The organism is Neoalteromonas arenosi, assembly GCF_030362855.1.
GTDB lineage: Bacteria > Pseudomonadota > Gammaproteobacteria > Enterobacterales > Alteromonadaceae > Alteromonas_E > Alteromonas_E arenosi.
In genome coordinates this window covers 119633-146369 of the sequence record NZ_JAUCBP010000001.1, presented here as the reverse complement: position 1 = coordinate 146369, position 26737 = coordinate 119633, and the positions used below count along the sequence as shown (strand labels likewise).

General features: G+C 46.4%; 23 protein-coding genes and 1 tRNA gene. 20 read left to right on the top strand and 4 right to left on the bottom strand.

Going from position 1 to position 26737, the window contains the following annotated elements:
• Window positions 1-55: 55 nt before the first annotated feature.
• The 3 genes from QTP81_RS00680 to QTP81_RS00670 form a co-directional block, all read right to left on the bottom strand.
• On the bottom strand, window positions 56-1078 hold the full coding sequence (locus QTP81_RS00680) for a methyltransferase (RefSeq protein ID WP_289363024.1): 1023 nt from the start codon (window positions 1076-1078) through the stop codon (window positions 56-58).
• Window positions 1078-1797 (bottom strand): tRNA (guanosine(46)-N7)-methyltransferase TrmB, encoded by a 720-nt coding sequence (trmB, locus tag QTP81_RS00675; protein ID WP_289363023.1) that lies wholly within the window; start codon window positions 1795-1797, stop codon window positions 1078-1080. Before trmB ends, QTP81_RS00680 begins: the two co-directional genes overlap by 1 nt.
• 84 nt (window positions 1798-1881) lie before the next feature.
• Window positions 1882-2583 carry an alpha/beta fold hydrolase gene (locus QTP81_RS00670; RefSeq protein ID WP_289363021.1) on the bottom strand — a complete coding sequence of 234 codons (702 nt, stop codon included), beginning with the start codon at window positions 2581-2583 and terminating at the stop codon, window positions 1882-1884.
• Window positions 2584-2657: 74 nt separating this feature from the next.
• Here QTP81_RS00670 and mutY point away from each other — a divergent pair, with 74 nt between their 5' ends.
• The 16 genes from mutY to QTP81_RS00590 all read left to right on the top strand — a co-directional run bounded on the left by mutY (window position 2658) and on the right by QTP81_RS00590 (window position 19869).
• The gene (gene mutY, locus QTP81_RS00665) at window positions 2658-3704 is read left to right on the top strand and encodes an A/G-specific adenine glycosylase (protein WP_289363020.1); all 1047 of its coding nucleotides are present in this window, start codon (window positions 2658-2660) and stop codon (window positions 3702-3704) included.
• 32 nt (window positions 3705-3736) lie between these two features.
• Window positions 3737-4012 (top strand): oxidative damage protection protein, encoded by a 276-nt coding sequence (locus QTP81_RS00660; RefSeq protein ID WP_289363018.1) that lies wholly within the window; start codon window positions 3737-3739, stop codon window positions 4010-4012.
• A 110-nt stretch (window positions 4013-4122) separates the two neighbouring features.
• Window positions 4123-4198, top strand: a tRNA-Phe gene (locus tag QTP81_RS00655).
• Window positions 4199-4543: 345 nt separating this feature from the next.
• On the top strand, window positions 4544-5155 hold the full coding sequence (pnuC, locus tag QTP81_RS00650) for a nicotinamide riboside transporter PnuC (RefSeq protein WP_289363017.1): 612 nt from the start codon (window positions 4544-4546) through the stop codon (window positions 5153-5155).
• A 20-nt stretch (window positions 5156-5175) separates the two neighbouring features.
• Complete coding sequence (locus tag QTP81_RS00645) at window positions 5176-5745, top strand: ATP-binding protein (protein WP_289363016.1); 570 nt, start codon at window positions 5176-5178, stop codon at window positions 5743-5745.
• A gap of 167 nt (window positions 5746-5912) precedes the next feature.
• Window positions 5913-8702, top strand: coding sequence for a monovalent cation/H+ antiporter subunit A (locus QTP81_RS00640; protein WP_289363015.1), 2790 nt, complete (start codon window positions 5913-5915; stop codon window positions 8700-8702).
• A complete protein-coding gene (locus QTP81_RS00635; RefSeq protein ID WP_289363014.1) occupies window positions 8702-9067 on the top strand; it encodes a Na+/H+ antiporter subunit C in 366 nt (121 codons plus the stop codon). The genes QTP81_RS00640 and QTP81_RS00635 overlap by 1 nt, the downstream gene beginning before the upstream one ends.
• Window positions 9064-10590, top strand: coding sequence for a monovalent cation/H+ antiporter subunit D (locus QTP81_RS00630; RefSeq protein ID WP_289363013.1), 1527 nt, complete (start codon window positions 9064-9066; stop codon window positions 10588-10590). The genes QTP81_RS00635 and QTP81_RS00630 overlap by 4 nt, the downstream gene beginning before the upstream one ends.
• 2 nt (window positions 10591-10592) lie before the next feature.
• On the top strand, window positions 10593-11087 hold the full coding sequence (locus tag QTP81_RS00625) for a Na+/H+ antiporter subunit E (RefSeq protein ID WP_289363012.1): 495 nt from the start codon (window positions 10593-10595) through the stop codon (window positions 11085-11087).
• The gene (locus QTP81_RS00620; protein ID WP_289363011.1) at window positions 11081-11350 is read left to right on the top strand and encodes a K+/H+ antiporter subunit F; all 270 of its coding nucleotides are present in this window, start codon (window positions 11081-11083) and stop codon (window positions 11348-11350) included. The genes QTP81_RS00625 and QTP81_RS00620 overlap by 7 nt, the downstream gene beginning before the upstream one ends.
• 20 nt (window positions 11351-11370) lie before the next feature.
• The gene (locus QTP81_RS00615; protein ID WP_289363010.1) at window positions 11371-11745 is read left to right on the top strand and encodes a Na+/H+ antiporter subunit G; all 375 of its coding nucleotides are present in this window, start codon (window positions 11371-11373) and stop codon (window positions 11743-11745) included.
• A gap of 440 nt (window positions 11746-12185) precedes the next feature.
• Entirely contained in the window at window positions 12186-14780 is a 2595-nt protein-coding gene (locus tag QTP81_RS00610) for a TonB-dependent receptor (RefSeq protein WP_289363003.1), read from the top strand.
• 142 nt (window positions 14781-14922) lie between these two features.
• The gene (locus QTP81_RS00605) at window positions 14923-15621 is read left to right on the top strand and encodes a SapC family protein (protein ID WP_289363002.1); all 699 of its coding nucleotides are present in this window, start codon (window positions 14923-14925) and stop codon (window positions 15619-15621) included.
• Between the two features lie 33 nt (window positions 15622-15654).
• Window positions 15655-17250 (top strand): tryptophan halogenase family protein, encoded by a 1596-nt coding sequence (locus tag QTP81_RS00600; protein WP_289363001.1) that lies wholly within the window; start codon window positions 15655-15657, stop codon window positions 17248-17250.
• A gap of 1 nt (window position 17251) precedes the next feature.
• Window positions 17252-18772 (top strand): tryptophan halogenase family protein, encoded by a 1521-nt coding sequence (locus tag QTP81_RS00595; RefSeq protein WP_289362999.1) that lies wholly within the window; start codon window positions 17252-17254, stop codon window positions 18770-18772.
• On the top strand, window positions 18769-19869 hold the full coding sequence (locus QTP81_RS00590; protein WP_289362998.1) for an acyltransferase family protein: 1101 nt from the start codon (window positions 18769-18771) through the stop codon (window positions 19867-19869). The genes QTP81_RS00595 and QTP81_RS00590 overlap by 4 nt, the downstream gene beginning before the upstream one ends.
• Before the next feature lie 19 nt (window positions 19870-19888).
• Here the strand turns inward: QTP81_RS00590 and QTP81_RS00585 are convergent, their stop codons facing one another.
• Window positions 19889-20935, bottom strand: coding sequence for a LacI family DNA-binding transcriptional regulator (locus tag QTP81_RS00585; RefSeq protein WP_289363367.1), 1047 nt, complete (start codon window positions 20933-20935; stop codon window positions 19889-19891).
• 196 nt (window positions 20936-21131) lie between these two features.
• Here QTP81_RS00585 and QTP81_RS00580 point away from each other — a divergent pair, with 196 nt between their 5' ends.
• From QTP81_RS00580 to nagA, 4 genes are read left to right on the top strand one after another with little or no spacing between them, the layout of a single operon-like run.
• Window positions 21132-23711: a family 20 glycosylhydrolase gene (locus QTP81_RS00580; RefSeq protein ID WP_289362997.1), complete on the top strand. Its 2580-nt coding sequence runs from the start codon at window positions 21132-21134 to the stop codon at window positions 23709-23711.
• 4 nt (window positions 23712-23715) lie between these two features.
• Entirely contained in the window at window positions 23716-24609 is an 894-nt protein-coding gene (locus QTP81_RS00575; protein WP_289362996.1) for a glucosamine kinase nucleotide-binding domain-containing protein, read from the top strand.
• Window positions 24602-25600, top strand: coding sequence for a glucosamine-6-phosphate deaminase NagB-II (gene nagB-II, locus QTP81_RS00570; RefSeq protein WP_289362995.1), 999 nt, complete (start codon window positions 24602-24604; stop codon window positions 25598-25600). Before QTP81_RS00575 ends, nagB-II begins: the two co-directional genes overlap by 8 nt.
• A complete protein-coding gene (gene nagA / locus QTP81_RS00565) occupies window positions 25597-26733 on the top strand; it encodes an N-acetylglucosamine-6-phosphate deacetylase (protein ID WP_289362994.1) in 1137 nt (378 codons plus the stop codon). Before nagB-II ends, nagA begins: the two co-directional genes overlap by 4 nt.
• Window positions 26734-26737 lie beyond the last annotated feature (4 nt).

The following is a 26737-nucleotide window of genomic DNA, read 5'->3' as shown; positions in this document are numbered from 1 at the left end:
AGCCTAACAATTGCATACGAACCTAGATGTTAAGCCAACTATAGTGAAAACAAAATTACTTTTTCAGCGCATGGTAAACGCAGAACTTATTGGAGCGAGCGAGATCAGGTTGTCGGTTTAGGCTTTTATCGATAAGTTCTGGATAAGGCAAAAAGCGATTCGCTACTAATACTAATGCACCAAGGGCATTTAGATGTTTAGCAACTTGTTTAATGAAGGTTTCAGTAATGCTGTAGTCGGTAGATTTACCGGTGTGAAAGGGTGGATTGGTTACAACCCTGTCAAAGGTCTGTTGCCATTCGGCCAGGCCATTCGAGGGGCGCACTGTACCGACTTGATTGTTGAGCGCTAAGGTTTTCTCACAGGCATACAAGGCCAGTGCGTTAATATCCGAAAAAGACACTCTAGCTTCAGGAAAGCGACGTAATATGTAGCTGCCGATCACACCTGCACCGCATGCAAAATCAAGCACGCTGTGGTTGCCAATTGGCGGTAGCGACCTCAGCAGTAATTCTGTACCAACATCGATTCCGTCGGCGCTAAATACCCCCGGCAAGCCCGCCACTTGCCAATCGATATCATCAAGCGAGTAAGTACTAACTTTCAAATAGTCTTCGAAATTGAAAGACTTTTGTTGTTCAGACTGCATGAGCCACAAGGCGCAATGGCGAGCTGCGTCGTATTTTTGTGGTGAATGGAATGTGGCTTTAAACTGTTTACCGATGCTTTTTGCCCCAGCATCGTTACTGCCGACAATGGCGATAGTACCGCCTTCGCGCACTATTGCTTGCGCATTGGCGACTAACATCGCGGTATGCGCTTTGGCTTTGGGTAAATAGATCAAAACGCCATCAAATGCTTGGCCGTCAGCCGGCAGCGTCAATTCCGCACCGAAACTTTGCGCCTGCTTGGCATTTAATGACTGTTGATAGACATCGAAGTATTGGTGCGCACCAAATATGTTTGCGGTGGGAAGCTGCGCAAAAATTTCAGCCTCAGTTGGATTAACAACTAACCAGCGACCTTGGGAAAACAAGTGCTCATTGCGACAAACTAATTGGCTCGAACCGCTTAACATTAACTAACTCGGCTGTAGATCAAATCCCAAACACCGTGACCGAGCTTTTGACCACGTGTTTCAAATTTGGTGATCGGGCGATAGTCAGGGCGGGGCACGTAATCATTGCTTGCTGAAGTGTTGGTGAAGTTTTTACTCGCCTGCATAACTTCAAGCATGTGTTCAGCATACGGCTCCCAATCAGTAGCCATGTGAAAAGTGCCACCAATTGAGAGTTTTAAGCGCAGTTTTTCAACAAATTCCGGTTGTACTAAGCGACGCTTGTGATGACGTTTTTTATGCCATGGGTCAGGGAAATAGAGTTGTACCCGGTGCAAACTATTATCAGCAATGCATTCGGCTAAGACTTCAACCGCATCGTGTTCAAATACGCGTAAGTTAGTGATCTCTGCAGCATCCGCATCGCTTAAGCATGCGCCAACACCAGGACGGTGTACTTCAATACCAATAAAATTAAGCTCTGGAGCCGCGGCTGCCATTTCAACCAGCGATTTGCCCATGCCAAAACCAATCTCAAGGACTACAGGGTTATCGTTACCAAATACTTCGCTAAAGTTGAGCAGACCTTGATCAACGGTTAACCCCATCGTTGGCCAACACTTTTCTAACGCGCGCGCTTGCCCTTTGGTTAAACGTCCTTCACGCTTTACGTAACTCTTAACTTTACTAACGTAAACCCCTGCAGCTTCAGCCTCTGCTTGGTTTTTAAATTGACCCATTGATCTGCTCTCTAAATCTAGATGCGCGGCATTATCCTAGGTTAGCGGATGAATGCAAATCTAGCGAAGCAAAAATAACCACACCTAGCTGAAAATTGCATTCCCACAGTCGTTAGGGGTGGTGAGCAACATCATATGAGCAGTGTTGTGGATGGCAGTAACCTTTGCATTTGAGATATGTTTTGCACATTCCTTTATGGCTAGCAAAGGTGCAACCTTATCGTGCTCAGCGGCTATAAAGTGAATCGGAAAGTGAGCCTTTGCGAGCTTCTGAGTTAAATCTTGCCGCGGTGTGGTTGCGGTAAAATGCGCTTTGAGTGTCGCGCCGCCAAGGTCTGCAGCCATTTCTCTTATTGTGTCTCCAGCGCTAGTGTCTTCTAGCTCTTGTGGAGTAATGAATTGTAACAACCGCTCATCAGAGAAATTTTTAAAACCGCCGCTATTGATGCTTTTTATTATTGCTAGGCGTTGCTTTTCCTCAGTCGCATCGAGCCCCCTGGGGTTATAACCAACCAAGGTGAGTTTGGCGATATTTCGATGCTGCAATGCAGCGAGGGCGGCAACGTATCCACCCATTGAGAAACCCACTAAATGCACCGGTTCTGGTGCACTGTTTAAGCGATCAAAGGTTAAAGAAAGCATCTGCTCTAAATCATTGGCCCACTGCAGCGGTGCGTATTGACGGCATCCGGCCGCGAAATTGCAGTTCTGCCACAATGGCAACCAGACTCTTTCATCACATAAAGTTCCGGGTAAAAATATGGTTGGCTGTTCAATTTGCCACATTCGCTAAACCTAATCGCTGTTTTGTTGGTAGTATAAAGCAATACTCCACAATGTTGTTTTTTTGAATTTCATCAATGTCATTTTCCCAACAAGTGCTCGCGTGGTTTGATCAGCACGGCAGAAAAGATCTACCTTGGCAGCAAGATGTAAACGCCTATCGGGTTTGGATTTCTGAAATCATGTTGCAGCAAACTCAAGTGACAACAGTAATCCCTTACTTCGAGCGTTTTATGGAGCGCTTTCCGACGGTTATTGAATTAGCTGAAGCCCCGATTGACGATGTTTTACACTTGTGGACCGGTTTGGGTTACTACGCGCGGGCGCGCAATCTTCACAAAGCCGCGCAAGTAATTGCCCGTGACCACGATGGCGTGTTTCCAACTGATATTGAGCAAGTTATAGCCTTGCCGGGCATCGGCCGCTCAACTGCAGGAGCAGTTCTATCGATTGCAGAGAAGCAGGCGCATGCAATTCTCGATGGCAATGTTAAGCGAGTACTGGCGCGTTATTTTGCCGTAGACGGTTGGCCAGGCAATCAGAAAATCGCCAACCAATTATGGGAATATGCTGACTCTGTGTTGCCACAAGAGCGCAATAATCATTATACCCAGGCGATGATGGATTTAGGTGCAACCTTATGTACACGTAGCAAGCCAGCATGTGAGCATTGCCCCATTCAAACCGGTTGTTTGGCCTTTGCACAAGGTAGACAAGCTGAGCTACCGGGCAAGAAACCGAAAAAAGAACTGCCAGTAAAAGCTACCTTTATGTTGGTGCCTTTTGTACGTGGCAGCATATTGTTAAAACAGCGCCCTGCGACCGGCATATGGGGCGGCCTTTGGGGTTTTTATGAATTCCCTGACGCAGAGGCTTTGCATGAGCATATTACTTCGACTTACAAAGCCAACGCTGCAGAATCAATCCAAGAGCTCATGTCATTTCGACATACATTCAGTCACTTTCATCTGGATATTACGCCGGTGCTATTGCAATTGCCTGAATTACCACAACATAGCGTAGCAGAGGAAGGAACTCAGTGGTTCGATTTGCAGCAGCCGGTAAATGTGGGTTTAGCGGCACCAACGAAACGAATTTTAGATAGTTTAAAGACTGATTTATAATCAGACTATATAGCCAAATTGTAGAGGGCATCATGAGCAGAACAGTAAACTGTGCATACTTAAAAAAAGAAGCTGAAGGGTTGGATTTTCAATTGTACCCGGGCGAGTTAGGTAAGCGTATTTTCGATAATATTTCCAAGCAGGCATGGGCTGAGTGGCAGTCTAAACAAACGATGCTGATCAATGAAAATAAACTCAACATGATGCAGCCAGAATCGCGCAAATTTTTAGAAGAAAAGATGGAAGCATTTTTGTTTGAAGGTGTTGAACCGACGATTGAAGGATACGTAGCGCCGAAAAAAGACTAGTTATACGGAAAAACTGGCGATTGTTTGTGCAATTGTTTAAAACAACTAAAAAAGCAGTTGACTTGTAACTCCGAAATCCGTTTAATACGCGTCCACAGCGAAATGCTGATGCCCAGATAGCTCAGTTGGTAGAGCAGCGGATTGAAAATCCGCGTGTCGGTGGTTCGATCCCGCCTCTGGGCACCATTAATTCCAAACAAAAGAGCCTCGGTAAAGCCGAGGCTTTTTTGTTTGTATCTATTGGCCAGTGGCGGGTTACCGCCGCTGGGGTGAAGCGAGTTTTTTTTAGGAGCACAGCTCCGCCTCGCTGAACGGCTCGACAAGGATGTCGAGACTGGTGCCAAGCACCATGGAGGGTTTGGTACTTATTAACTAAAACATCCCAAGTCCTGCTCAACGAGCGGGGTTTTTTATGTCCGGTACCGACACGCACAGCGTATCGACGCCGGTAACCGCTTATTTAACGCTTCCTCTTGCACTACCCGTCCAATCAGATAGCCTTGTGTTTAGAAATCTTCTTTAAATATTGCGATGTCGATTCAAGAGTTTATCAGCGGTTTTTTAGGTGCCAGCACCCTAGAGATCATAGCCTCGTTTAGCGGCTTTTTATGCCTATATATGCTGATTAAGCGCAATATATGGTGTTGGTTTTTCGGTTTTATCCAAGTCACGTTGTATACCTATATATTCTTCCATGCCAAGTTATATTCAGACGCAGGTTTGCACGTGGTTTATATGTTTTTGCAAATCTACGGTTGGTGGAATTGGCGCCATCATCAAAGTACACAGGAACAGTTAATTGTCGAAAGTGGTCCCGCAATTTTGATCGTGCGCTGGGCGTTAATTGCAATTGTTGCTGCTGGCGTTCTAGGCGCCATGATGGATACATATACGGATGCGAGCTTCGCCTACCCGGATGCATTCACTACTAGCACGAGCTTAGTTGCACAGTGGTTGCTCACACGGCGCTATATTTTTAATTGGTTGTTTTGGATTGTGGTCGACATTGTTGCCATATACATATATCTACAGAAAGGATTGTATCCGACCGCGATGTTATATTGTACTTTTCTAATTATGTGTATATTCGGATACAAAAGTTGGTTGCTTCAGTATAAAACGCAAACCACGGCAGCTAATTAATACTAGGGAAAACTCTCTATATGGCAGAGAACAGAGTAAAGCGAGTGGTATTTTTAGGTGCGCCAAGCACAGGTAAAACCACCATTGCTGAACGTGTTGCTGAACACTACAACACGCAATATATCGCTGAGTTTGGGCGTACTTATTGGATGGAAAACCAAGTTGACCGTCTGCTCACTCAAGAGCAGTTACTGTATATCGCCGAAGAACAAATTCGCCAAGAGGATGCGGCTATTGGCGCTGCTAATGACTTTTTGATCGTAGATACTAACGCGCTGACCACCTGGCACTTTGCGATTGATTACTATGGTTGCGCGTTACCTGAATTGGATAAACTCGCTGACGAAAGCAAAGACCGTTTTGATGTGGTGTTTTTATGTGCTGATGATATTCCCTTTGAGGATACCTGGGAGCGCAGTGGTGACGTTAAACGTAAAGAGTTTCAGCAATTTATAACGCAGCAGCTACACGACCGGGATATCTCGTATACGTTGTTAAGTGGAAGTGTGGAAGAGCGTCTATTGCGGGCTACCGCGGTATTGCAACCATTACGCTCAACAAACCCACCCCATATCGATGAATTCCAATAGAGAAAAACGAACAGAAATGCGCTGCAATTAGTCTTAAACTTAGCATCACTTGGCGGTCTATCTATTTATAAACGCTTAACTTATTGGCAATATATATTGACTTAGACCTGATCAAGTACTGATACTCTACCTACCATGATTAAATTTGACTGGAGCAAAACCCATTCATGAGCCTTTTTTGGATTACCGTGATCATGTTAATTGGCGTCATAGTGCCAGTTGTCACAGAGCGATACGGGCGGAACGTCAATACGCTTTGCACTATGATCGCTCCCGCAATTTCCTTTGCCTATGTCATTTCTTTAGTCCCAACAGTTTTAGCCGGCAACACCGTTATTGAGACACTTGAGTGGATACCCGCAATCGGGTTGACGCTATCAATGCGCCTTGATGGACTGGCCCTAATGTTTGCGCTGCTGATTCTAGGTATAGGCTTGCTTATCATCTTCTACGCACGCTATTACCTATCAAAAGATGAAGCAGCCGGTAGATTCTTTGCATACTTACTGTTGTTTATGACAGCAATGCTATCGATTGTTATAGCTAACAATGTTTTACAACTTTGGATGGCTTGGGAAGTCACCAGTATTAGCTCATTTTTGCTTATCAGCTTTTGGGGCTCTAAAAGTGGGTCGCGCAAGGGCGCGCGGATGGCGCTTACTGTCACCGGTGCTGGCGGTCTGGCGCTATTGGCCGGTTTATTGATTATTGCCGATATCGTAGGCTCTTATGATCTAGAAGTGATTCTTACCAGTGGCGATTTAATTCGAGAGCACGCGATGTACCCTATCGCTCTGATTTTGGTACTACTGGGTGCGTTTACTAAGTCGGCTCAATTCCCGTTCCATTTTTGGTTACCACACGCAATGGCCGCGCCTACGCCAGTCAGTGCATACTTGCATTCTGCAACTATGGTAAAAGCTGGTATTTTCTTATTGGCGCGCTTTTTTCCGGTATTAAATGGTACCGACATGTGGTTCCTAATCGTTACGGTCGCAGGCTTAGCAACCCTTGTATTGGGTGCTTATACCGCACTGTTTAAGCATGACTTAAAGGGTTTATTGGCATATTCAACCGTAAGTCACTTAGGCCTGATAGTATTACTGCTTGGCTTAGATACTAAGCTGGCTACTGTGGCGGCATTGTTCCACATAATGAATCACGCTGTGTTTAAAGCCTCGCTGTTTATGGCTGCGGGTATCATTGATCACGAAACGGGCACACGTGATATGCGGCAACTTAGCGGCTTGTGGAAGTTTATGCCGCATACCGCGACATTAGCGATGGTGGCTGCCGCTGCGATGGCTGGTGTTCCGTTGTTTAATGGCTTCCTGTCAAAAGAGATGTTTTTCGCCGAATCACTCAATCAAGATTCACTCGGATTCTTATCTTGGATGGTACCTGTTTTAGCAACTTTGGCCGGCATTTTTGCGGTGGCATACTCTCTGCGATTTATTCACGACGTGTTCTTTAATGGCGAGGCCACAGACTTACCCAAAACACCACATGAACCTCCGCGCTTCATGAAAGTGCCGGTGGAGATACTGATTGTGCTGTGTATCGCTGTCGGGATTTTCCCGGCATTTCTGGTGGGTGATTTCTTGGCAAGCGCATCGAGTGCAGTATTGCGCAGTGAACTGCCTTACTACAGTTTAGCTATATGGCACGGCGTAAATATGCCATTGATCATGAGTATCATCGCCATTGTTGGTGGGGTAGTCGTCTATGCGGCGCGCAGCCACTTATTCCGATTCCAGGCGCAGTTTGAGGAAGCTGACGCAAAATTGATTTTTGAAGCCTGGGTTCAGGGCATAGTTGCCGTTGCCACGCGCATCGATGAAGGCCTCAGTAATGGCTCCCTGCAGCGTTATGTTGCTGCGCTGCTGACCTTTGCTATGGTGATCATGGCGGTACCACTGATCGACCTCAGTGTGTCCAAGGCGCATTTGCCGGAACAACCGGTTTCTTTTGTCGACACAGTGGCCGCGATTATATTGTGTATTAGCGCTCTAGCTACGGTAATTTTCCATCGCAAACGTGCACTCGCGCTAATTACGCTGTCAGTTGTTGGATTGATTGTTTCTGTTGCCTTTGCGCGCTTCTCTGCACCTGACCTCGCGCTCACCCAGTTAGCGGTTGAAGTGGCGGCGGTAATCTTGTTAATCCTCGCATTGTATTTCTTACCCAAAAGTACGTTAACAGAGTCTTCACCGTCGAGGGTGGTTCGCGATATAGGCATTGCAGCGGCCATTGGCGGTATCGTTGCCACGATTAATTACGCGTTTATGACTCAGCCGTTAGATACAATTTCTGACTTTTATCTGGCGAATAGTAAAACTGGCGGTGGCGGTACCAATGCGGTTAACGTTATTTTGGTCGATTTCAGGGGCTTAGATACTTTAGGTGAGATTTTGGTATTGGGTGTTGCTGCATTGGGTATTTTTAAGTTACTCGCAGATATTCGCCTCTCTATGACGTCGGCTAATGAGAAAGGTATCCCATGGTCAGAGGATAAGCATCCACCCATTCTAGTTATGATCTCACAGAGCCTACTACCGCTTGCACTATTGGTCTCTTTCTATATTTTCTTGCGTGGACACAATATGCCGGGGGGCGGTTTTATCGCCGGCTTAATAACCAGTATTGCACTTATACAGCAATATATTGCTCATGGTGTTGATTGGATCAAGCCTCGCTTAACGATCAACTATCAAACACTCATTGCTTGGGGGGTATTGATCGCAACCTTTACCGGAGTGGGTAGCTGGTTCTTTGGTAGGCCCTTTATGACCACATGGTTTGATTATTTCGATATTCCGTTCATTGGTGAAATAGAGCTGGCCAGTGCATTGATTTTTGATTTAGGTGTGTACCTGACGGTTGTTGGCGCAACCTTATTGATTCTTGCGAATCTTGGTAAATTAACCTCGATTCACCGGCCGACGGCGGAGGAATAATGGAAAGTTTATACGTAGTTTGTGTGGGCATAATTACCGCTTGTGGCGTGTTTCTGTGCCTAAGAGGTAGAACCTTTTCTATTGTTGTTGGGTTAACTATGTTGTCGTACGCGGTTAACTTATTCTTGTTCTCCAGTGGGCGGTTGAATATGACAGGTGCTGCGGTATTGGGCTTAGCCGAAGACTATGCCGATCCGCTACCACAGGCTCTGGTTTTGACTGCTATCGTGATCGGTTTTGCCATGATTGCCTTTGTGGTGATATTGGCTATGCGTGGGCGTGCGGATTTGGGCAATGACTTGGTAGACGGGCGTGAGCCTCCAGATACTAAGAAACTTATCGATATTACGCGAGGCAAGAAATGAGTATACATTTACCCATCTTGCCACTGGTAATTCCACTTCTGGGCGGCTTGTTTATGTTACTGCCGCCGTTTGTTGGGGCTGAGCGCTATGCTGCGCGTCGAACCGCATCACTGTGTTTAATAACTTTGCAGTTTGCCTGCAGTGTATGGTTGATATGCTCAGTGATGACTACTGGCCCGATGATGTATGCCGTGGGTGACTGGCAACCACCATTCGGCATTATTCTGTATGCGGACTTGCTGTCGGCAATGTTGCTGTGCTTAACCAGCTTACTAGCCTTAGGCATCACCTTGTATTCGTTTTCCGGTGTCGATCGCGAAGGACGGTATTTCCACCCTTTGATTCAATTTCAATTGTTAGGGATCTATGGCGCGTTTCTTACCAATGATCTTTTCAATATGTTTGTTTTCTTCGAAGTACTGCTGATTTCTTCTTATGCCCTGGTCATTCACGGCGGTGGCAAACAGCGCACTGCGGCTAATATTCATTACGTCATTCTGAATTTGATCGGTTCAAGCCTATTCTTGATCGCGCTTGGAACTATCTATGGTACAACCGGTACGCTGAATATTGCGCATATGTCTCAGCGCATTACTGAGTTAACCGAGGGGCAAACTCTAATTGCGCAAGCGGGTGGCTCATTATTGCTGATCGTTTTTGGTCTTAAATCAGCCATGTTGCCTTTACACTTTTGGTTACCTCGGACGTACGCTGCGGCAACTGCTCCAGTAGCTGCACTGTTTGCGATAATGACCAAGGTCGGTGTTTACTGTATCTATCGCGTTTATACCGTTATTTTTGGCGATCAGGCCGGGGAATTGGCCAACATGATTGCACCGTGGATATGGCCACTCGCTATGTTAAGCGTGGTGGTGGGTACGATTGGCGTGCTAGCGAGTCCCAGTCTGCGGACTCTAGCGGGTAATTTAGTCGTTGTTTCAGTAGGTACCTTGCTAATCGCTTTTGCATTACGTACGCCAGAAGCAACAGCCGCGGGTTTGCTTTATTTAGTTCACAGTACCTTGATTACCGCCGCACTATTTTTAATCGCTGATATGCTGGGACAACAGCGTGGCAAGGCCTTGGATCGTTTCGTTATAGCGCGTAAAGTCAGCCAACCGGCTTTATTGGGGGCGTTGTTCTTTATTACGGCATTATCGGTTGCAGGCTTACCACCATTCTCGGGTTTCTTGGGCAAGCTGGTGATCATGCAATCGGTAACTTTGGGGGTTGAGAAAGCTTGGGTTTGGTCGGCAATATTGATTTCTAGCTTGCTAACTATAGTTGCACTTTCACGCGCAGGTACAACATTGTTCTGGCGGTATCCACCGAACGCAGATCCTGACGAATCCAGCATGGTGTCGGCGTGGCAAGTGAGTGGTGTTGTGTTGCTACTACTAGCGTCCTTCGCAATGGTGATATTCGGCGCGTTTGCGGTTGAGTATACGACTGAGGCCGCGAACCAACTGCACGATATCGATGCATTGTTAGATCTTATGAAGCTTAGTGATGGGGTGAATTAATTATGCTCACACGAATTTTACCTATGCCATTACACAGCTTTATGTTGCTGATCATTTGGCTGATGATTAATTCTACCATGAGCTTGGGTCACATTATTCTTGGCACTGTTTTGGGTATTGTTATTCCGCTCTTATGTCAGCCCCTGCGTGTACCACAGCCTCATGTGCGCAGGCCGATAAAAGCTGCTAAATACGTACTATTGGTTTTGAAAGACGTTTTTGTCGCTAATATCGAAGTCGCATTATTGGTGATGGGGCCTATGCGCAATATCAAACCAGGTTTTATTGCTGTCCCGCTCGATTTACGCGACACCTTTCCGATTACGGTCTTGGCGAGCACGGTAACGATGACACCGGGAACTGTGAGTTCTGAAGTTTCGAGTGATAAGAAATGGCTCTATGTTCACGTGCTCAATATGCCTGACAATGAACAGGAGTTAATTGACCTTATTAAGCAACGCTACGAGCGCAGAGTTAAGGAGATGTTCGAATGTTAGATATCTCAATTATTATTGTTGGCATTATGTTGTGTACTGCCTTAATGCTGAACTTGTGGCGTTTGTTAACTGGGCCGCATATCGTTGACCGTATTCTAGCCCTGGATACTATGTACATTAATAGCATTGCTCTAATTTTGTTGTACGGCATGTACAATCGCACGGGCCTTTATTTTGAGGCGGCTTTGTTGATTGCGATGTTGGGGTTTGTAAGCAGTGTGGCCTTTGCTAAGTACTTACTGCGCGGCGATATCATTGAGTAGCGAATGGAGAGAAAATTAACATGAGTTTTGCAACTGAAGTCATTATTTCCGTGCTACTGATCATAGGGGGAGTTTTTGTTCTGATCGGCTCTATTGGCCTAAGTCGGCTACAAGATCTCTACACGCGCTTACACGCGCCGACCAAAGCAACAACTGTGGGACTCGGCAGTATTTTAGTGGCGTCTATGATTTATATGGCGTATGTCCGCGATTTCTTAAGTATTAACGAATTATTAATCACATTATTTTTGGTCATTACCGCACCGGTAACTGCGCACATACTTGCGAAGGCAGCCATGCACAATGGTGTTAAACCCATGGAACGAACAAAAAACGCAGACTTAATCAAAAAAGCCAGACAACAGTTACCCCCTGATAGTCAAATGGAAGAATAAGTCGGGCGAGTCTACTCGACTTTTTCATTCCACCTATTAAGCTCTATCGTCACGTAAAGCCTAAAACTCCCTACCTTGCGTAAAGATAACGTTGTCAATTTCCTAAGTCGCGGTTTTGTCAGCGTGTAAAAATCTCAAAATCCGTGCGCTAATTTTACGCAATCAATTTGTTTTAGAGTATTTTTGAGAATTTATCAGTTTCAATTAACCTACTGTTTTCATTGGCTAAAAGTTATCTGACTGCCTAGTCATTAGGCAATTTATCGAAAAACTTGTTAACTAATTGTAATTTTTTGATTGCGATCATAAAAATCCTATAGTATGTTTATTTCAACGACAGCGTTGTCATTTTGATTTTCTTCAATGAATGACTAAAACGCTTATTTTTGAAACTTAAATGACAACGTTGTCGCTCATCGACTTGGATATAGGACTTTGAAATGAAAACAGCAAAAACCAACCGGCTAGCGATGTGCATTAAAACTGCACTGCTTAGCACTGCACTCGGCGGTGCTGCGTTTACATCGGGCCATGCACTCGCGCAATCAGGCGACGCTGCAGACAATATTGAACGCATTGCCGTAACCGGTATTCGCGCAAGTAACAAAGAAAACTTAAACAACAAACGCTACGCGGATGGCATTCTAGATGCTATTAATGCCGAAGATATTGGTAAGTTTCCGGATCAAAATGTTGCTGAATCACTTCAACGTATTCCAGGCGTTACTATTCAAAGACAGTTTGGTGAAGGCGCTGGCGTATCTATTCGCGGGGCTGGACTTGACCTCACATTGACAACACTGAACGGTCAAAACGTAGCATCAACTGGTTGGTTTGTCTTAGAGCCCGCTAAGCGTTCGTTTAACTATGAGCTTTTACCGTCAGAATTAGTGGGTAAGTTAGAAGTTTACAAAAGCTCGCAGGCTGACCTTGCGGAAGGCGGTGTTGGTGGTACTGTTGTGGTCAAAACACGCAAGCCGCTTGATCTGGATACTGGGACTTTTTATGGTTCAGTGGAAGGTCAATATCAGAGTGATTCCGGTGAAACTGACCCACAGCTTTCTGGCTTGTACAGCTGGAAAAATGAAGACGAGAACTTTGGCTTTCTAGTATCAGCCGTAAAGCAGCAGCGCTCTTTACAGCGTCAGGGTAACGAAGCGTTCTGGGAGTGGGGGGCAGGCCCCGTTGGATTTACTCAAGACCGTGACCGCCAGTCATTAAATGCAACATTCCAATATCAGCCTACGGATTCTCTCGAATTGGTACTTAACGTTATTGATATGGAAATGGATGCGAATAACACCAACTATGCGCTTTGGCTGACTCAAGCAGACACATCATGGGGTGCTGGCGAGACCACGGCTTGGATTGGTGGTAACGGCACAGCGCCGACGATCGGTACACAAGCTGCGGGCCCACTAAACGTTGCATTCTATCAAGCGCGTCCACGCGAAGCGTCGATGAAGTCTGATGTGATCGATTTAACCCTTAATTATTCAACTGACGATTACGATTTAACTATTCAGGTGGGTGATACAAGCTCAACGGGTGGAACAGACTTTGAAATGGTTGTAGACGATGGAACTGGTGGTACTCCGATTGTAAATGGAACTTATGATTTCACCAATGGCAATCAAACCTGGAGCTTACCGAACTTGGATATCGCAAGCTACGACCCAGGTTCCTTGGTAATGGGACAAGGTGCTGCGTTTAACAAAACGCCGAAGACCGACGATGAAACCTATGCACAGTTTGATGTGCTATTTAACGTAGACTACGGTCCAGTTGAAAGCATCAAAACCGGCGTCAAGTTCTCGAAGCACGAGACGACGAGTCGTCAGTTTTTCTTTGATCAAGCAGATGGCTTTGATAATCGTATTTCTACCAGCGGCCTCTCTCTAGGCACCTATGATGTGGGGGCGGGTAATTATCAGATTCAACAATTTGATGCCGAGGCACTAAAAGCATGGGCGAAGGCAAGTATCGTAGGTCAAACGGAAGACTTGGGTACGTACAGTGGTATCGAGGAAGACAACTTCGCGATTTACGCGATGGCGAACTACTCGACTGACGGCATTCGCGGTAACTTTGGTGTGCGCTATGTGACCACAGACGCTACATCTAATTACTATCTTGACGATGTTTATACCAGTACTGAAGCCGACTACGCTGAACTACTACCCAGTTTTAACATGACTATGGATCTTCAGGATGACTTACTCTTGCGCTTCTCCGCCGCACGTGTGATGGCCCGTCCACAGTATGATGATATGTATGTTAACCCGAGCCCTGTTGGCGCTAATGATGACACGCCCAACAACCAGTTCTGGATCATTGGTAACGTTGGTCTTGCACCATTCGTTTCTAACCAGTTCGACCTAGGGCTAGAGTGGTACTTCAACGATGATTCACTGTTGTCAGCAACTTTGTTTAAGAAAGATGTGAAGAATTTCGTGACAATCAATGAATACACCGCAAGCCAAGACGAAATTCAGTTCCAGGGCGTTTTGCGCCCAGACGAAACTGAGTGGACAGTGCAAGAGAAAGACAATGGTAAAGCCGCTGAAATAGAAGGTGTTGAACTTCAGTATCAACAAGACTTTGGAAATGGATTCGGTACTATTTTCAACTATACCTACACTGATACCAAAGCTGACGAAGATACCTTTACAGACGCTAACTCGGTGTTGAGCGACAGTTCACGCCACTCGTATAACGTATCGGGTTACTACGAAACTGATGACTTCCAAGTTCGCGTTTCTTACAACTGGCGAAGCGAGTACATGCTGCGTGAGAGTGGTGCTTATGGTAACCGATTGCATGACGACTTTGGCAGCTTGGATTTAACCGCAATTTACAGTGTTACCGATAACATCGATGTGCGCTTTGCGGTTAATAATCTAACGGAAGAATCTTCAGTGCAGAAAGGTAACAACAACTTCCAGACCAACTACAGTGGTTTTGCCCGAGGCTTCCCATTGTATGAATATGAAATGGCACGACGAATTACTGCGGGTGTGTTAGTCAGGTTCTAAACCTGCCGTTTAACTGGTTAGTTATGTTGGGTGCTTTCCTAGCCCAACATAGCTAATCAGTTCATTTTTTACTGCAGAATACGTTAGGATGTCATTTTTGTAAAAGCTCAACACGGCAACTCGCCGACAAAGGATAATCCACATGGCTCATGCCCTTCATACGCTCAACGAAAACGAGCATAAAGACTACAAAGTTTCTCTCGATCGTCAGTTTAATCACGCCGCTGAGCAACACTTAATTCCAATTATGACGGATGAAATATTCGACGCAGCACTAGAGTTTCCGTTGGTGGTAGTGAAGAACTCTGAAACGGGCGCATTTACACTGTGTGCTATCCAAGGTTTAAAGCCAGAAACCAACTTGTATTGCGGTCGTGAACAGTATGATGCGATTTATGTGCCGCGTGCGCTGCGATTGTATCCTTTTGCGTTGCGCGAAAACGCACAAACGCAACAACTCGAGATTTGTATAATTGACGACCCTGCTCGTGTCGGTGTTGAATCAGGTGAAGCGCTGTTTGATGCCGAAGGCAACAAAAGTCAGTTCCTAGAGCAGCAAATCAAGCTACTCAAATCTCACACCGAGATGGCTGGCCAAACAATGCAGCTGATGAATTTACTTGAGCACTATGAGCTGCTCCACGCACAGGCAATTAATATCAAAACCGGTAGCGAAGAAATCAGTTTTGACGGTATTTACGTGATCAACCAACAAAAGCTCAATACGCTGGCCCCAGATGTGCTAGTCAAATTACGCGACAACGGCGCACTGGCATTGATATATGCAATACAGCAATCACTCAAGCAGATTAACCGCTTGATCGTTAGGACTCACGGTTAGCGCTCCATAGACGAGAGCTCTAACTGACCCACTATGTGCAGCGCAGCGTCATCTCAGCAACGAATAGTTATTGTCGGAGGGGGCACTGCCGGATGGTTAACTGCGAATCACTTAGCACGCGCATTGGATGAAAAGTTCGCCGCATCGACCGCCAAGCCTTATTCAATAACCTTAATCGAATCACCTAATATACCGACTGTTGGCGTTGGTGAAGGAACCGTGCCATCGATCCGCGATAGCCTTCACTATTTTGGTATTTCTGAATCTGAATTGATCAAACGCTGCTCCGCGACATTCAAGCAAAGTATTGATTTTATCGGCTGGCAGCCACCGCAAAGCGATGGAGCCCAGCATGTTTATCAGCACATCTTCGACTACCCGCAAATAGAATCTGAGGAAGCACTCTGTGATTGGATTAATCACGGTTTTAAAGCAGCGAATTTTGCCGACACGTTTTCCGTGCAGTCACATCTCGTTCAAGCTGGATTGGCGCCGAAAAAGTTTATTCAAGCCGAATTCCATGGGGTTTGTAACTACGCCTACCACTTTGACGCGGCAAAATTTAGCGAGCTACTCGCAGAGAATGCCACGCAAAGACTCGGCGTTGACTATCAGCAACTAGAAATAGCCAAAGGCGTTAAAAATAACGCGGGTGGTATTGCGTATTTGCTGACTGAAAACGGTCAACGCATCGAGGCTGAGTTATTTATCGACTGCTCGGGGGGCCGTTCACTGCTGCTGGGACAGTGCCTGGAAACCGAATTTATCAGTAAAGCGGATGAAATTTTCACCGATACCGCGATAGCGACCCAAGTAGCGTATTCCAGTATTAAAAAAACCATTGCGTGCGCGACACTGGCTACTGCCCATCGCGCTGGTTGGATTTGGGACATCGGCTTGGTAGAACGCCGTGGTGTTGGAATCGTTTATTCTTCGCAACACATGACCGAAGCAGATGCTCGCGAAACGTTAGCCCATTATATAGGTCTAGAAGACCAGAATAACCTGCTTACTGAGCCGCGTAAGATCCCCATGCGCAGTGGTCATTATGCGCAGTTTTGGCGCAACAATTGTGTCGCAATTGGAATGTCACAAGGCTTTGTTGAGCCACTGGAAGCAACCGGTTTGTTAATGTTCGACAAAACCGCACAACTATTAGCGCAAATGTTAAGCGAAGCCGACTCAACCTCATTAACCCTGTCGCTTAGTTCAGGTCAATTACAAAGGCGATTCAACCAGCAATTATGCAGTGTTTGGGAAGGTGTGTTTGATTTTATCAAGCTGCATTACTGCCTGTCACAACGCGATGATAGCGATTTTTGGCGCGCGCACCGTGACATGAATACTTGGTCGCCGCAGCTAATCCAGATGCTGACTAAATGGCATACGCAGTTGCCATCACAAATCGATTTACGTCCGGGTGTTTTCAATCTAGCCAATCATCTTTACGTGTTATTAGGCATGGATGTTAGACCATTACTGAATACAAATGTTGATAACAGCGACGGGCAATTGAGCGGGCAACAACGCAGCATTATGCAAGCCCATTTGGCGAGCTTGAACAAGGTATTAATGCCCCATCGAGAACTAATTGAAAAAGTCCACGAATACGGACTGCAGAGAATTTAATATGAGTCAACCTCCTTCATCCCTGTTAATTGTTGGTGGCGGTAGCGCCGGTTGGATAACTGCCCTGTACTTACAGCAGTATTTTAATAAATCGGGACAAAAAATAGCGATTTCTTTAATTGAATCACCTCATCAAGGTCCAATTGGTGTGGGGGAAGCGACGGTGCATAGTATACGCTTCTTATTTGCAGCGTTAGGTTTAGATGAGCGCGAACTAATGCGAGAAACCAACGCGACATTAAAGTTGGGGATCATGTTCAACAACTGGATGATGCCCACTGCTCAGGGAATACATCAGTATTTTCACCCCTTTGAACAACAGCAAGCCGCTGGACAATACGATATTGCGTCAGAGTGGCTAGCAGGAAAGCATTATCAAAGAGAACGCTATGATCAAGGCGTTTCTCTCAGTGCACTATTGGCCGAGCGTGGGGCTGCAGCGAAGACCTCTCAGCATCGAGACTATCAAGGGTATTTACCTTATGCCTATCACATTGATGCTGTGCTATTAGGTGAATATTTAAAACGAAAAGCGATTGAGCGCGGCGTTAGTCACTCGGTTGAGACTGTGCAAAATGTTGAGGCTGAAGGGGAAACAATCACAGCCATTGTTACTGATAAGGGGCGCAAGAACGCTGACTTTTACATTGACTGTAGCGGGTTTAAGGGCTTACTTATCAATGCGCTGGATGACGATAACTGGATTTCTTTCAAGCGTGAGCTGCCTTGTGATCGTGCTGTTGCTATTCAATGTGATTACGCGAGTGGAGAAACCCCGCGCACATACACTACCGCTACTGCACTCGATCACGGCTGGGCTTGGCAGATTGATTTAGCCAATCGACGTGGTAATGGTTATGTCTATGACTCAGACCAGATAAGTCCGGAGCAAGCGGAGCAAGAACTTTTGGCCCATTTAGGGCATCCCAAAGAGCACAAAAAAGCATTACATCTAGCCATGCGCGTTGGGCGACTAAAACGCAGTTGGATTGGTAATTGTTTAGCCATTGGGCTCTCAGCAGGCTTTATTGAACCTTTGGAATCTACCGGTTTACACCTGATCAATCTCGGCGCTCGGTTGTTTGCCACCCACTATTCGGGGCAATCGAATCCTGCAGTTATGCGTGCCAGTTACAATGAAAAAATGGCCGGGATTTATGAAGATCTCAAGCAGTTTATTGTTCTGCACTATTGTTTAACCGACAGAGACGATACCGCTTTTTGGCAAGCTGCTCAGCGTTCTGTAGAGGCCCAGCCAGGATTGGCCGATAAGCTCGAGATATGGCGCGCCAAGGTCTGTGAATTTATGGATTTGGCGGGTGGTTATTCAACCACATTTACTGACGAGAACTATCGCTATGTACTGTATGGCATGCAGCACTATCCCAAGCTTGATCTACATATTGACAAAGACACTAATGCAGCTCTATTGCAGTCAATTCGAAATGGTGCCAGTAACCTGAATCTGCAAGCCATCAGGCATCATGAATTTTTAACCCAACTACACCGGCAAAGCGCATGAGCAACCCATCTTTAGGACGCGTAGACAGCATTGATATATTTCGTGGTTTGGCGCTGGCACTGATGCTACTGGTTAACAATCCCGGCTCGTGGGGGCATGTCTATTGGCCACTGCTGCATGCCGACTGGCATGGTATAACACCGACAGATTGGGTTTTTCCATTTTTCTTATTTGCCGTTGGTTCATCTATGGCTTGTTCACTGCGACCGAAAATTGGCACGCCAGATTTCAACTATTTCGCAATTACCAAACGAGCCTGCCTATTATTTTTAATAGGTTTAGCCCTACATGCTTTTCCCTTTGTTCAACCATTGGATGAATTGCGTATTCTTGGCGTGCTACAGCGTATTGCATTATGTTTTTTAATAATAGCACTGCTGATTTCAGTGGTTCCTGAGCGACTTTTGGCAGTTACTGGCGGGTTGGTGTTGTTGGCATATTGGTGGTTGCTAGTAGGCGTTGGTAACTTTGATTACAGCGTGGCAGGAAATTTAGTCAGACATATCGATCTAGCCATTCTAGGATCGGAGCATATGTGGCAAGGCAAAGGCATGGCGTTTGATCCTGAAGGGTTGTTGAGTACCATGCCCGCTAGCATTACGGTGTTAAGTGGTTACCTAGTATCAGTACAAGTATTTACAAACCCCGACCATACTCAACAGCTGCGACGCTTGCTGATAGTAGGCGTCGCATTTCTATGCATTGGTTATGTGTGGTCTCTGATTCATCCGGCCAACAAGAGTCTGTGGACAGGTTCATTTGTGCTCATGACCAATGGCATAGCGTGTTTGTGTATGGCATTAATAGTCGCTTGCTGGAACGTGCGAGATATTAAATTGGGGTTCAATGCATTGCGAATATACGGTAGTAATGCATTAGCACTGTACATCGCTGCGTGGTTATTCGCAGCACTATTGCGCGATGTCGATATTACCGTGGATGATTCTGCGATTGCGATTAAAACCTTTGCCTATCAGCAACTCGCGGATTTAATGCCAGACAAATTAGCATCGCTAGTTTATGCATTAGCATTCACGTTAATCCTGTATGGGCTGGCTAAACTGCTTTATATGAAAAGGATATTTATTAAGTTGTAGAAGGAGCGCTTTTGGCTCCTTAATCCGGTATATACGTCGATTCACGAACCACTAATTCAGGGTGGAAGTGGGTATGCTGTGCTACTTCGCTTGGCAGACGCCCTGTGCGTTTTGACTGAATTTCTTCAATTAATGTAGCTGCCGCCTGACTGGCAATCTCCCCGGTCGGTTGCGCAGCTGTAGTTAATTTGGGCCATGTTTGCAGTGAAAATGGACTGTTTTCAAAGCCAGCAATGGCTAGCTGCGAAGGCACGTCTAAGCCATTGAGACGGGCAGCGAATAGGCTACCTGAGGCAATTTCATCGTTACAGGCAAAAATGGCTGTCGGCTGATCGCCCAGGGCGCGGAGTTGCTTAAAACCTTTGACGCCACTTTCAAACGAGTAAGTACCGTCTATTTCCAGCTCGCGATCCAGTGGAATACCGTGATTAGTCAGTGCCTCGCGATAACCTAATTTGCGCTCTTCTGTAGAGCGGTGACCTTGGTCTCCCGAGATAAAGCCGATGCGGGTATGACCTTGTGCAATCAAGTGTTCAACAATATTGCGTGCGGCATCTCTATCGTGAACAAACACACAGGGACGATGATTGCGCTTTGTTGCGCTACCCGACACTATCCTCACGTAGGGTATGGCTAGTTCATCCAATGAGTCCATAACCCCCGCCATTTCTGACATCGGTGGTGACAACACTAAACCGGCTAGCTGCGACCGTTTGCACATTTTAATTATTTCTTCGGTCAGCGTCGGCGAAGTGGCATGACAGGGATGGATGATTAACTCGTAGCCGCGATTGCGGCATTCAGCCAAAATACCATTTTGCATGTTGATCACATAATACGCATTTGGATTGTCATAAACATAACCAATCGCATAGGTGTTGGCACTGGCCAAATTACGCGCCGCTGTATTAGGTTGATAGTTGAGTTGCGCAATTGCTTGATTAACTTTTTCTACCGTTTGTGGCTTTACGGAAGCCTCATTATTGATGACGCGAGAGACCGTTTTAAATGATACACCGGCCAGTTTGGCTACGTCTTTTATGGTAGTTTTCACCAGAATCCTTATTAAATACAGTTGGTTAGATTGTTATTGAAGAAAATTTTCAGCAATTGTTAACAAAAGTTTGCATGCAATACCTGCATGTTGTAAAGTTATTTTAATGACAGCGTTGTCAAAAGGGTTGAGTTAAATCTCTCTAAAGTCAACGCAAAGACGTGTTTCTAGACAAATTTACAACCGTTCACGAAGGTTTGACAAGAAAATGACAGCGTTATCAATTATGGCAGTATTAGCAAAAAGGTTGAACAGTGCTTCAGCGGTTGTGCGCGCTTTTTCATTACTAAGTGTAATGGCTGTCACTGGCTGCCTGTCAGTAGACTCTAAACCTTTTAAACAGGCCGACTTAGATTTATTGGCAGCGACACTCGACGTTCAGTATCAGGTGTTGAGTACAACAGACAAAGCTGCTTGCGCTAGGGTTGAGTTGTCAGAGTGTTTTACCGCTGAGTTGACCTTTACATTCCCACACGCAGCGCCCGCAGATGATTGGGTCTTGTTCTTTAGTCATCTTGTGCCGATTCGCGATGTAGATAGTAATGTGGTGAGTATAGAGCACGTCAATGGTGATTTACACAAGGTCAACTTCATCAATGCTATTGCAGCAGGTGAGACTGTTAAGGTGCCCTTTATCGCCCAGTTTTGGCATGTGAGCCGTTCTGACATTGTCCCCAATATGTATGTCAGTGGCGCCGGCTTACAGCCTCGTATTGTCAAATCGACTGAAGCTGTGGTCGATGAAAATACTAAGATTAACTACGCCGCTCATGCTGGTGACTTCAATGATCAAAATCGCCTTACGCGGGGCGAAGATGATCAATTACCGCTTGCGACCAGTGAGTGGCTATACGATTACTATTCAGCATTTGCTAGCGTTGCTTCAGAACCTTCTGAACCACGCATTGTTCCTAATGTGAAAGTTGCACAGTGGTCAGGTGAACACATTGTGTTAACTAAAGGATTAAATGTACGGGCGTTAATTAATCGCGGCGTAAAGCCGGCTTTAGATGAGCTTCTACAAGCGGGAATCGTGTTCAACGATGACGGTTTAGTCGTTAATTGGCAAGTCAATGAGCTGCCAAATGAACACTACGGTTTAGTGATTGACTCAGATAGTATTATTGTTCAAGCAAGTAACCTTCAGTCTGTACAATATGCACTGCTGTCACTAGCGCAATTATACGATGCGCCTACCCAGCAAATACCTGTCGGCGCGATTGATGATGCGCCCGAATATGCCTACCGTGGCATGCATATCGATATTGCGCGGAACTACAACGGTAAGAATAGTCTATTCACTCTCCTTGACGAGATGTTCTTGGGCAAGTTGAACCGTTTGCATTTGCATTTTGCCGACGATGAAGGCTGGCGTATCGCGATTCAAGAGTTTCCTGAGTTAACGTCATTGGGCGCCTTTCGTTGTGCCGACGATACTCAGTGTTTACAACCTCAACTGGGTGCAGGACCTCATCGCACAGCGCAAGTGAATGGTTATCTAACCGAGCAAGACTATATTGAGTTATTGCAGTACGCCCAGCAGCGCAATATCGAAGTGATCCCATCGTTTGATACACCTGGTCACGCGCGCGCTGCGGTGCAAGCTATGGAGCAGCGTTGGTCTGCATCAGGGGATCATACTTATCGTTTGGTTGACCCAGCTGATAAGACTGTTTACTCGTCAATTCAGTATTACAACGACAATACTCTCAACCCATGTATCGATTCAAGTTATCGCTTTGTTGATGTTGTTGTCTCGCGACTTCAGGCTATGCATCAACAGGCGGGTAACTCACTTAAGACTTTCCATTTAGGTGCCGACGAAACTGCTGGTGCATGGGTCAATTCCCCCGCGTGTGAGGCACTATTGGGGCGAGTTCTGACGCTTGACGATGTGCATGATTTACTCGGCCACTTTGTCCAGAAAGTGTATGCAATGACGCAACAGAAAGGGCTGAATCTGGCGGGCTGGAGTGATGGTATGGGCACTATTCCAACCGAGCAACGTGCCGCGGATATGTTAGTGACTGTATGGACCACATTGGCGGCAGGTGGCGCCGAAACTGCGCATGCCTGGAACGAATCACCCGCTCACAGCGTATATTCATTCCCTGATGTGCTTTATTTTGATTTTCCTTATCAGAATCATCCCCATGAGCCCGGTTACTATTGGGCGTCAAAAAATACTGATGTCTTTAAAGTATTCCAGTTTACGCCGCAAGTTTTGCCGGTCCATCAATGGTTATGGACCGAGCGCAAGGGGCACGATTTTGCATATGAACATGCACTCAGCAACAGCCAGCCATTGGGGATCCAAGGACAGGTTTGGAGTGAAGTGATTCGCTCTCCCCAAACCCTAGAGTACATGTTGTATCCGCGGCTCTATGCGCTTGCAGAGCGCGCCTGGGCAAAGCCTGAGTGGAGCGCAAGCGCTGAGCAAGTGGTGACGAGTAAAGGTCAGGGCCGTGAGCAGTTATTAGCGCACCAGCAAAAGGCATGGGTGAGTTTTGCCCAGCAGTTAACGCGTTTCCACTTGCCGCGCTTAGAAGCACGCGGGGTTAATTTCCGTTTACCGCCACCGGGTGTGAAAGGCAGCCAAGGTGAGTACAGTTTCAATAATCTTTATCCTAATTTAGTCACTGAAGCCTATGTCGACAATGCATGGCAAGTGGTGAATAAACAACAAGCGTATGCGGCTGATACGATATTTCGCAGCCGCTTGCCTGACACCTCAGTCGCGAGTCGAAGTGTGTGCGCTGACGACTGCTTAGCGCCAAAAAAGAGATAGTTATATGCATCAATCCCCTTTTCTAATCGGTGTCGACGGTGGCGGAACTAAATGTAAAGCGACCGTTTTTGATGCAGATTTAAATCCTGTAGCCGACGGAGTGGCAGGCCCCGCGAATGTATCGCGTGAAATTCAAGTGGCACAGCAGTCAATTGTTGAGTCAATTGAACTTGCGTTACAACGCGCCGGAGTTGACCCTGCGGACTTAGTCCCTAATTTGCCTGTCTATGCTGGACTTGCGGGCGCCAATATTGCATCGGCGAGCGGGGCGCTTTCTGCATGGCACCACCCTTTTAAGTCTTTTGCATTTACGTCCGATCTCTACTCTGCCGTCATTGGTGCACATGCCGGCAAAGACGGTTCAGTCTTAATCGTAGGTACTGGCTCATGTGCGGCTTCTTTGCACGCTAACAAAATTCAACAGTTTGGCGGTTATGGGTTCCTCTTAGGCGACAAGGGGAGCGGCGCATGGTTAGGTAAAGCCTTAGTGAGCTACGCATTAAACAGCATCGATGGTGTTGTTCCAGAATCCGATCTTACTTGCCAATTGTTTGATAACTATGAGTGTAATTCAGCAGAAATGCTGGTCGACGCCTTTAATCAGCGCTCGCCAGCACTATTTGCGCAGTTAGCGCCGATGGTTATCGAAGCCGCGCAGCAAAAAGACCCTATTGGTTTGACTATCGTTAATGAAGCCTGTGACTACTTAAATATTATTGCCGACCACGCGTTACAGCGTTCAGGTGGCTCGTTGGCCCTAGTCGGTGGCGTTGCTAATGCGATTAGGCCTTGGTTAAGTCCAGCGATTCAAGCTGTATGTTGTTCGCCCAAAGAAAGCCCTGAGTGGGGCGCCCTGTATTATTTTCAGCATATTTATCACGGAGATTCAGATGTCTAATGTAAGCTTGATGTTCCAAGAAGCGAGCGATACCCCTAACGTAGTCGCTCAGCAACGCCAAGCAAACCAACAGGCCTGTGAGGCTCTGGCGAAGCGTTTGCGCCAACAGCCTCCAACAATGATTTTTATGATTGGCCGTGGCACCTCTGATCACGCGGGCGTTTTTGCTAAGTATCTGTTTGAAGTGGGGTGCAGTATTCCTGTGTGTGCCGCCGCACCATCCGTTGCAGGTGTATTTGGTAGTCAATTAAACTTACGCGGTGCATTAGCTATCGTAATCTCTCAGTCAGGCCGTAGCCCCGATATTTTGCGTCAGACAGAAGCAGCAAAACGCGGTGGTGCAACAACGTTGGCATTGGTAAATGACGTTGAGTCTCCGCTGGCTGAAGTAGTCGACTTTGTTTTACCCTTACACGCCAATCAAGAAAAGGCGGTCGCTGCGACCAAGAGCTATTTAGCTACCCTGCATGCGCTGTGTCAGCTGTTCGGCTGCTGGATGGGTGATGAAGCGCTAAATCACTCTCTCACTTTATTACCTTCTCAATTGCAGCGGGTTCAGGCGTTACCCGCGCAACTGACAGCCGACGATTTACAAGATGTTAAACACTGCGTAGTGTTAGGTCGTGGCTTCGGGTATGCGATTGGACGAGAAGTAGCGCTAAAGCTCAAAGAGGTTTTAGGTATTCATGCTGAGGCCTTTAGTAGTGCTGAATTTTTACATGGCCCTGTAACGCTCGCGCATAACCACTTATTGGTATTGGATATTGGTATTGCTGACGAATCGCTTGAATCGCACCAGCAGCAAATTCGCGATGTGGAAACGCGCGGTGCTCGCGTGCGTAGCTTAACGGTACCGAGTGAGTTGCACCCGCGTTTACACGCATTATTAGTAATGCAGCGCTTTTATCTCGATATTGAGTCAATTGCCGCTGACTTGGGATTGAATCCAGATGAGCCAATTGGGCTTAAGAAAGTGACACAAACGTTATGATGATTAATTGTCGAAAGGTTTTAAGCCCACAAGGGTGGCTGGAAAACCAAACGATATGCATTGATAAGGGTATTATTACCACTATTAAGCCACAGACATCGGATGCTTCCGGCTCAAAAACAGTCGAGCTATTAGCTCCGGGATTTATCGATATTCAGGTTAATGGTGGCGGCGGATTTTTACTCAATCAACAAACCGACGCGAATGCTGTAGAGCAAATCTTTTATGCCCACCAGCGCTTCGGCACAACGGCAATGTTGCCAACTTTGATCACCGATAGCGAAGCCAAGATGCAGGAAGCGACTTGCGCTATCGCTATTGCACGAAAGTCCTTACCTAACGCGATTGTGGGGGTGCACTTTGAAGGGCCCTGGTTGAGTCGAGCGCGCAAGGGTGTCCATCCAGAACGCTATATTCGCGCGCCAAAAGAATCGGAACTAGCTATGCTGCGCGCAACGGGATTAGGTCAGGTTCTGGTGACGCTTGCTCCCGAAAATGTTGCGCCAGCGGTGATTAGGGAATTGGTTGAAGATGGGATCATTGTATTTTTAGGTCATTCAGCCGCGACTGCTGAACAAACCTGTGCTGCATTAGACGCAGGGGCAACTGGATTTACTCATTTATTTAATGCGATGAGCCCAATGCAGTCCCGTGAACCCGGCATGGTAGGTGCTGCATTGGCAGCGCCAAACGCCTATGCGGGTTTAATTGTTGACGGCTATCACGTCGATCCTATCTGTTGCAAGGTAGCTGCACGCGCTTTAGGCAAGGAGCGAATTTGCTTAGTAACCGATGCTATGGCGCTGGCGGCTAGTGAAGCTACGCAAATGCCGTTTTTTGAAACCACGATTACTAAGTCTGACAATCGACTGACTACCCCTGATGGTACTCTGGCCGGTTCTTGCTTAACTATGATTGATGCTGTTCGCAATACTGTTAAGCATTGCAACATTGCATTAGAGGATGCTTTGTATATGGCATCGACTACACCAGCAACCGCCCTTGATCTGCAGCAATCTCAGGGATCAATTGCAGTTGGCCAGCAGGCAAACTTTGTCGCGTTGGATCAGCAGTTACAAGTTACTGAAGTCTATCAAGCGGGGCAGCCCACATTTGAGAATTCCGGAGCATAATTAC

Coding starts and splice junctions, on each gene's coding strand:
- QTP81_RS00680 (WP_289363024.1), bottom strand. CDS start 1,078: ATGTTAAGCGGTTCGAGCCAATTAGTTTGTCGCAATGAGCACTTGTTT.
- trmB (WP_289363023.1), bottom strand. CDS start 1,797: ATGGGTCAATTTAAAAACCAAGCAGAGGCTGAAGCTGCAGGGGTTTAC.
- QTP81_RS00670 (WP_289363021.1), bottom strand. CDS start 2,583: ATGTGGCAAATTGAACAGCCAACCATATTTTTACCCGGAACTTTATGT.
- mutY (WP_289363020.1), top strand. CDS start 2,658: ATGTCATTTTCCCAACAAGTGCTCGCGTGGTTTGATCAGCACGGCAGA.
- QTP81_RS00660 (WP_289363018.1), top strand. CDS start 3,737: ATGAGCAGAACAGTAAACTGTGCATACTTAAAAAAAGAAGCTGAAGGG.
- pnuC (WP_289363017.1), top strand. CDS start 4,544: ATGTCGATTCAAGAGTTTATCAGCGGTTTTTTAGGTGCCAGCACCCTA.
- QTP81_RS00645 (WP_289363016.1), top strand. CDS start 5,176: ATGGCAGAGAACAGAGTAAAGCGAGTGGTATTTTTAGGTGCGCCAAGC.
- QTP81_RS00640 (WP_289363015.1), top strand. CDS start 5,913: ATGAGCCTTTTTTGGATTACCGTGATCATGTTAATTGGCGTCATAGTG.
- QTP81_RS00635 (WP_289363014.1), top strand. CDS start 8,702: ATGGAAAGTTTATACGTAGTTTGTGTGGGCATAATTACCGCTTGTGGC.
- QTP81_RS00630 (WP_289363013.1), top strand. CDS start 9,064: ATGAGTATACATTTACCCATCTTGCCACTGGTAATTCCACTTCTGGGC.
- QTP81_RS00625 (WP_289363012.1), top strand. CDS start 10,593: ATGCTCACACGAATTTTACCTATGCCATTACACAGCTTTATGTTGCTG.
- QTP81_RS00620 (WP_289363011.1), top strand. CDS start 11,081: ATGTTAGATATCTCAATTATTATTGTTGGCATTATGTTGTGTACTGCC.
- QTP81_RS00615 (WP_289363010.1), top strand. CDS start 11,371: ATGAGTTTTGCAACTGAAGTCATTATTTCCGTGCTACTGATCATAGGG.
- QTP81_RS00610 (WP_289363003.1), top strand. CDS start 12,186: ATGAAAACAGCAAAAACCAACCGGCTAGCGATGTGCATTAAAACTGCA.
- QTP81_RS00605 (WP_289363002.1), top strand. CDS start 14,923: ATGGCTCATGCCCTTCATACGCTCAACGAAAACGAGCATAAAGACTAC.
- QTP81_RS00600 (WP_289363001.1), top strand. CDS start 15,655: ATGTGCAGCGCAGCGTCATCTCAGCAACGAATAGTTATTGTCGGAGGG.
- QTP81_RS00595 (WP_289362999.1), top strand. CDS start 17,252: ATGAGTCAACCTCCTTCATCCCTGTTAATTGTTGGTGGCGGTAGCGCC.
- QTP81_RS00590 (WP_289362998.1), top strand. CDS start 18,769: ATGAGCAACCCATCTTTAGGACGCGTAGACAGCATTGATATATTTCGT.
- QTP81_RS00580 (WP_289362997.1), top strand. CDS start 21,132: ATGACAGCGTTATCAATTATGGCAGTATTAGCAAAAAGGTTGAACAGT.
- QTP81_RS00575 (WP_289362996.1), top strand. CDS start 23,716: ATGCATCAATCCCCTTTTCTAATCGGTGTCGACGGTGGCGGAACTAAA.
- nagB-II (WP_289362995.1), top strand. CDS start 24,602: ATGTCTAATGTAAGCTTGATGTTCCAAGAAGCGAGCGATACCCCTAAC.
- nagA (WP_289362994.1), top strand. CDS start 25,597: ATGATGATTAATTGTCGAAAGGTTTTAAGCCCACAAGGGTGGCTGGAA.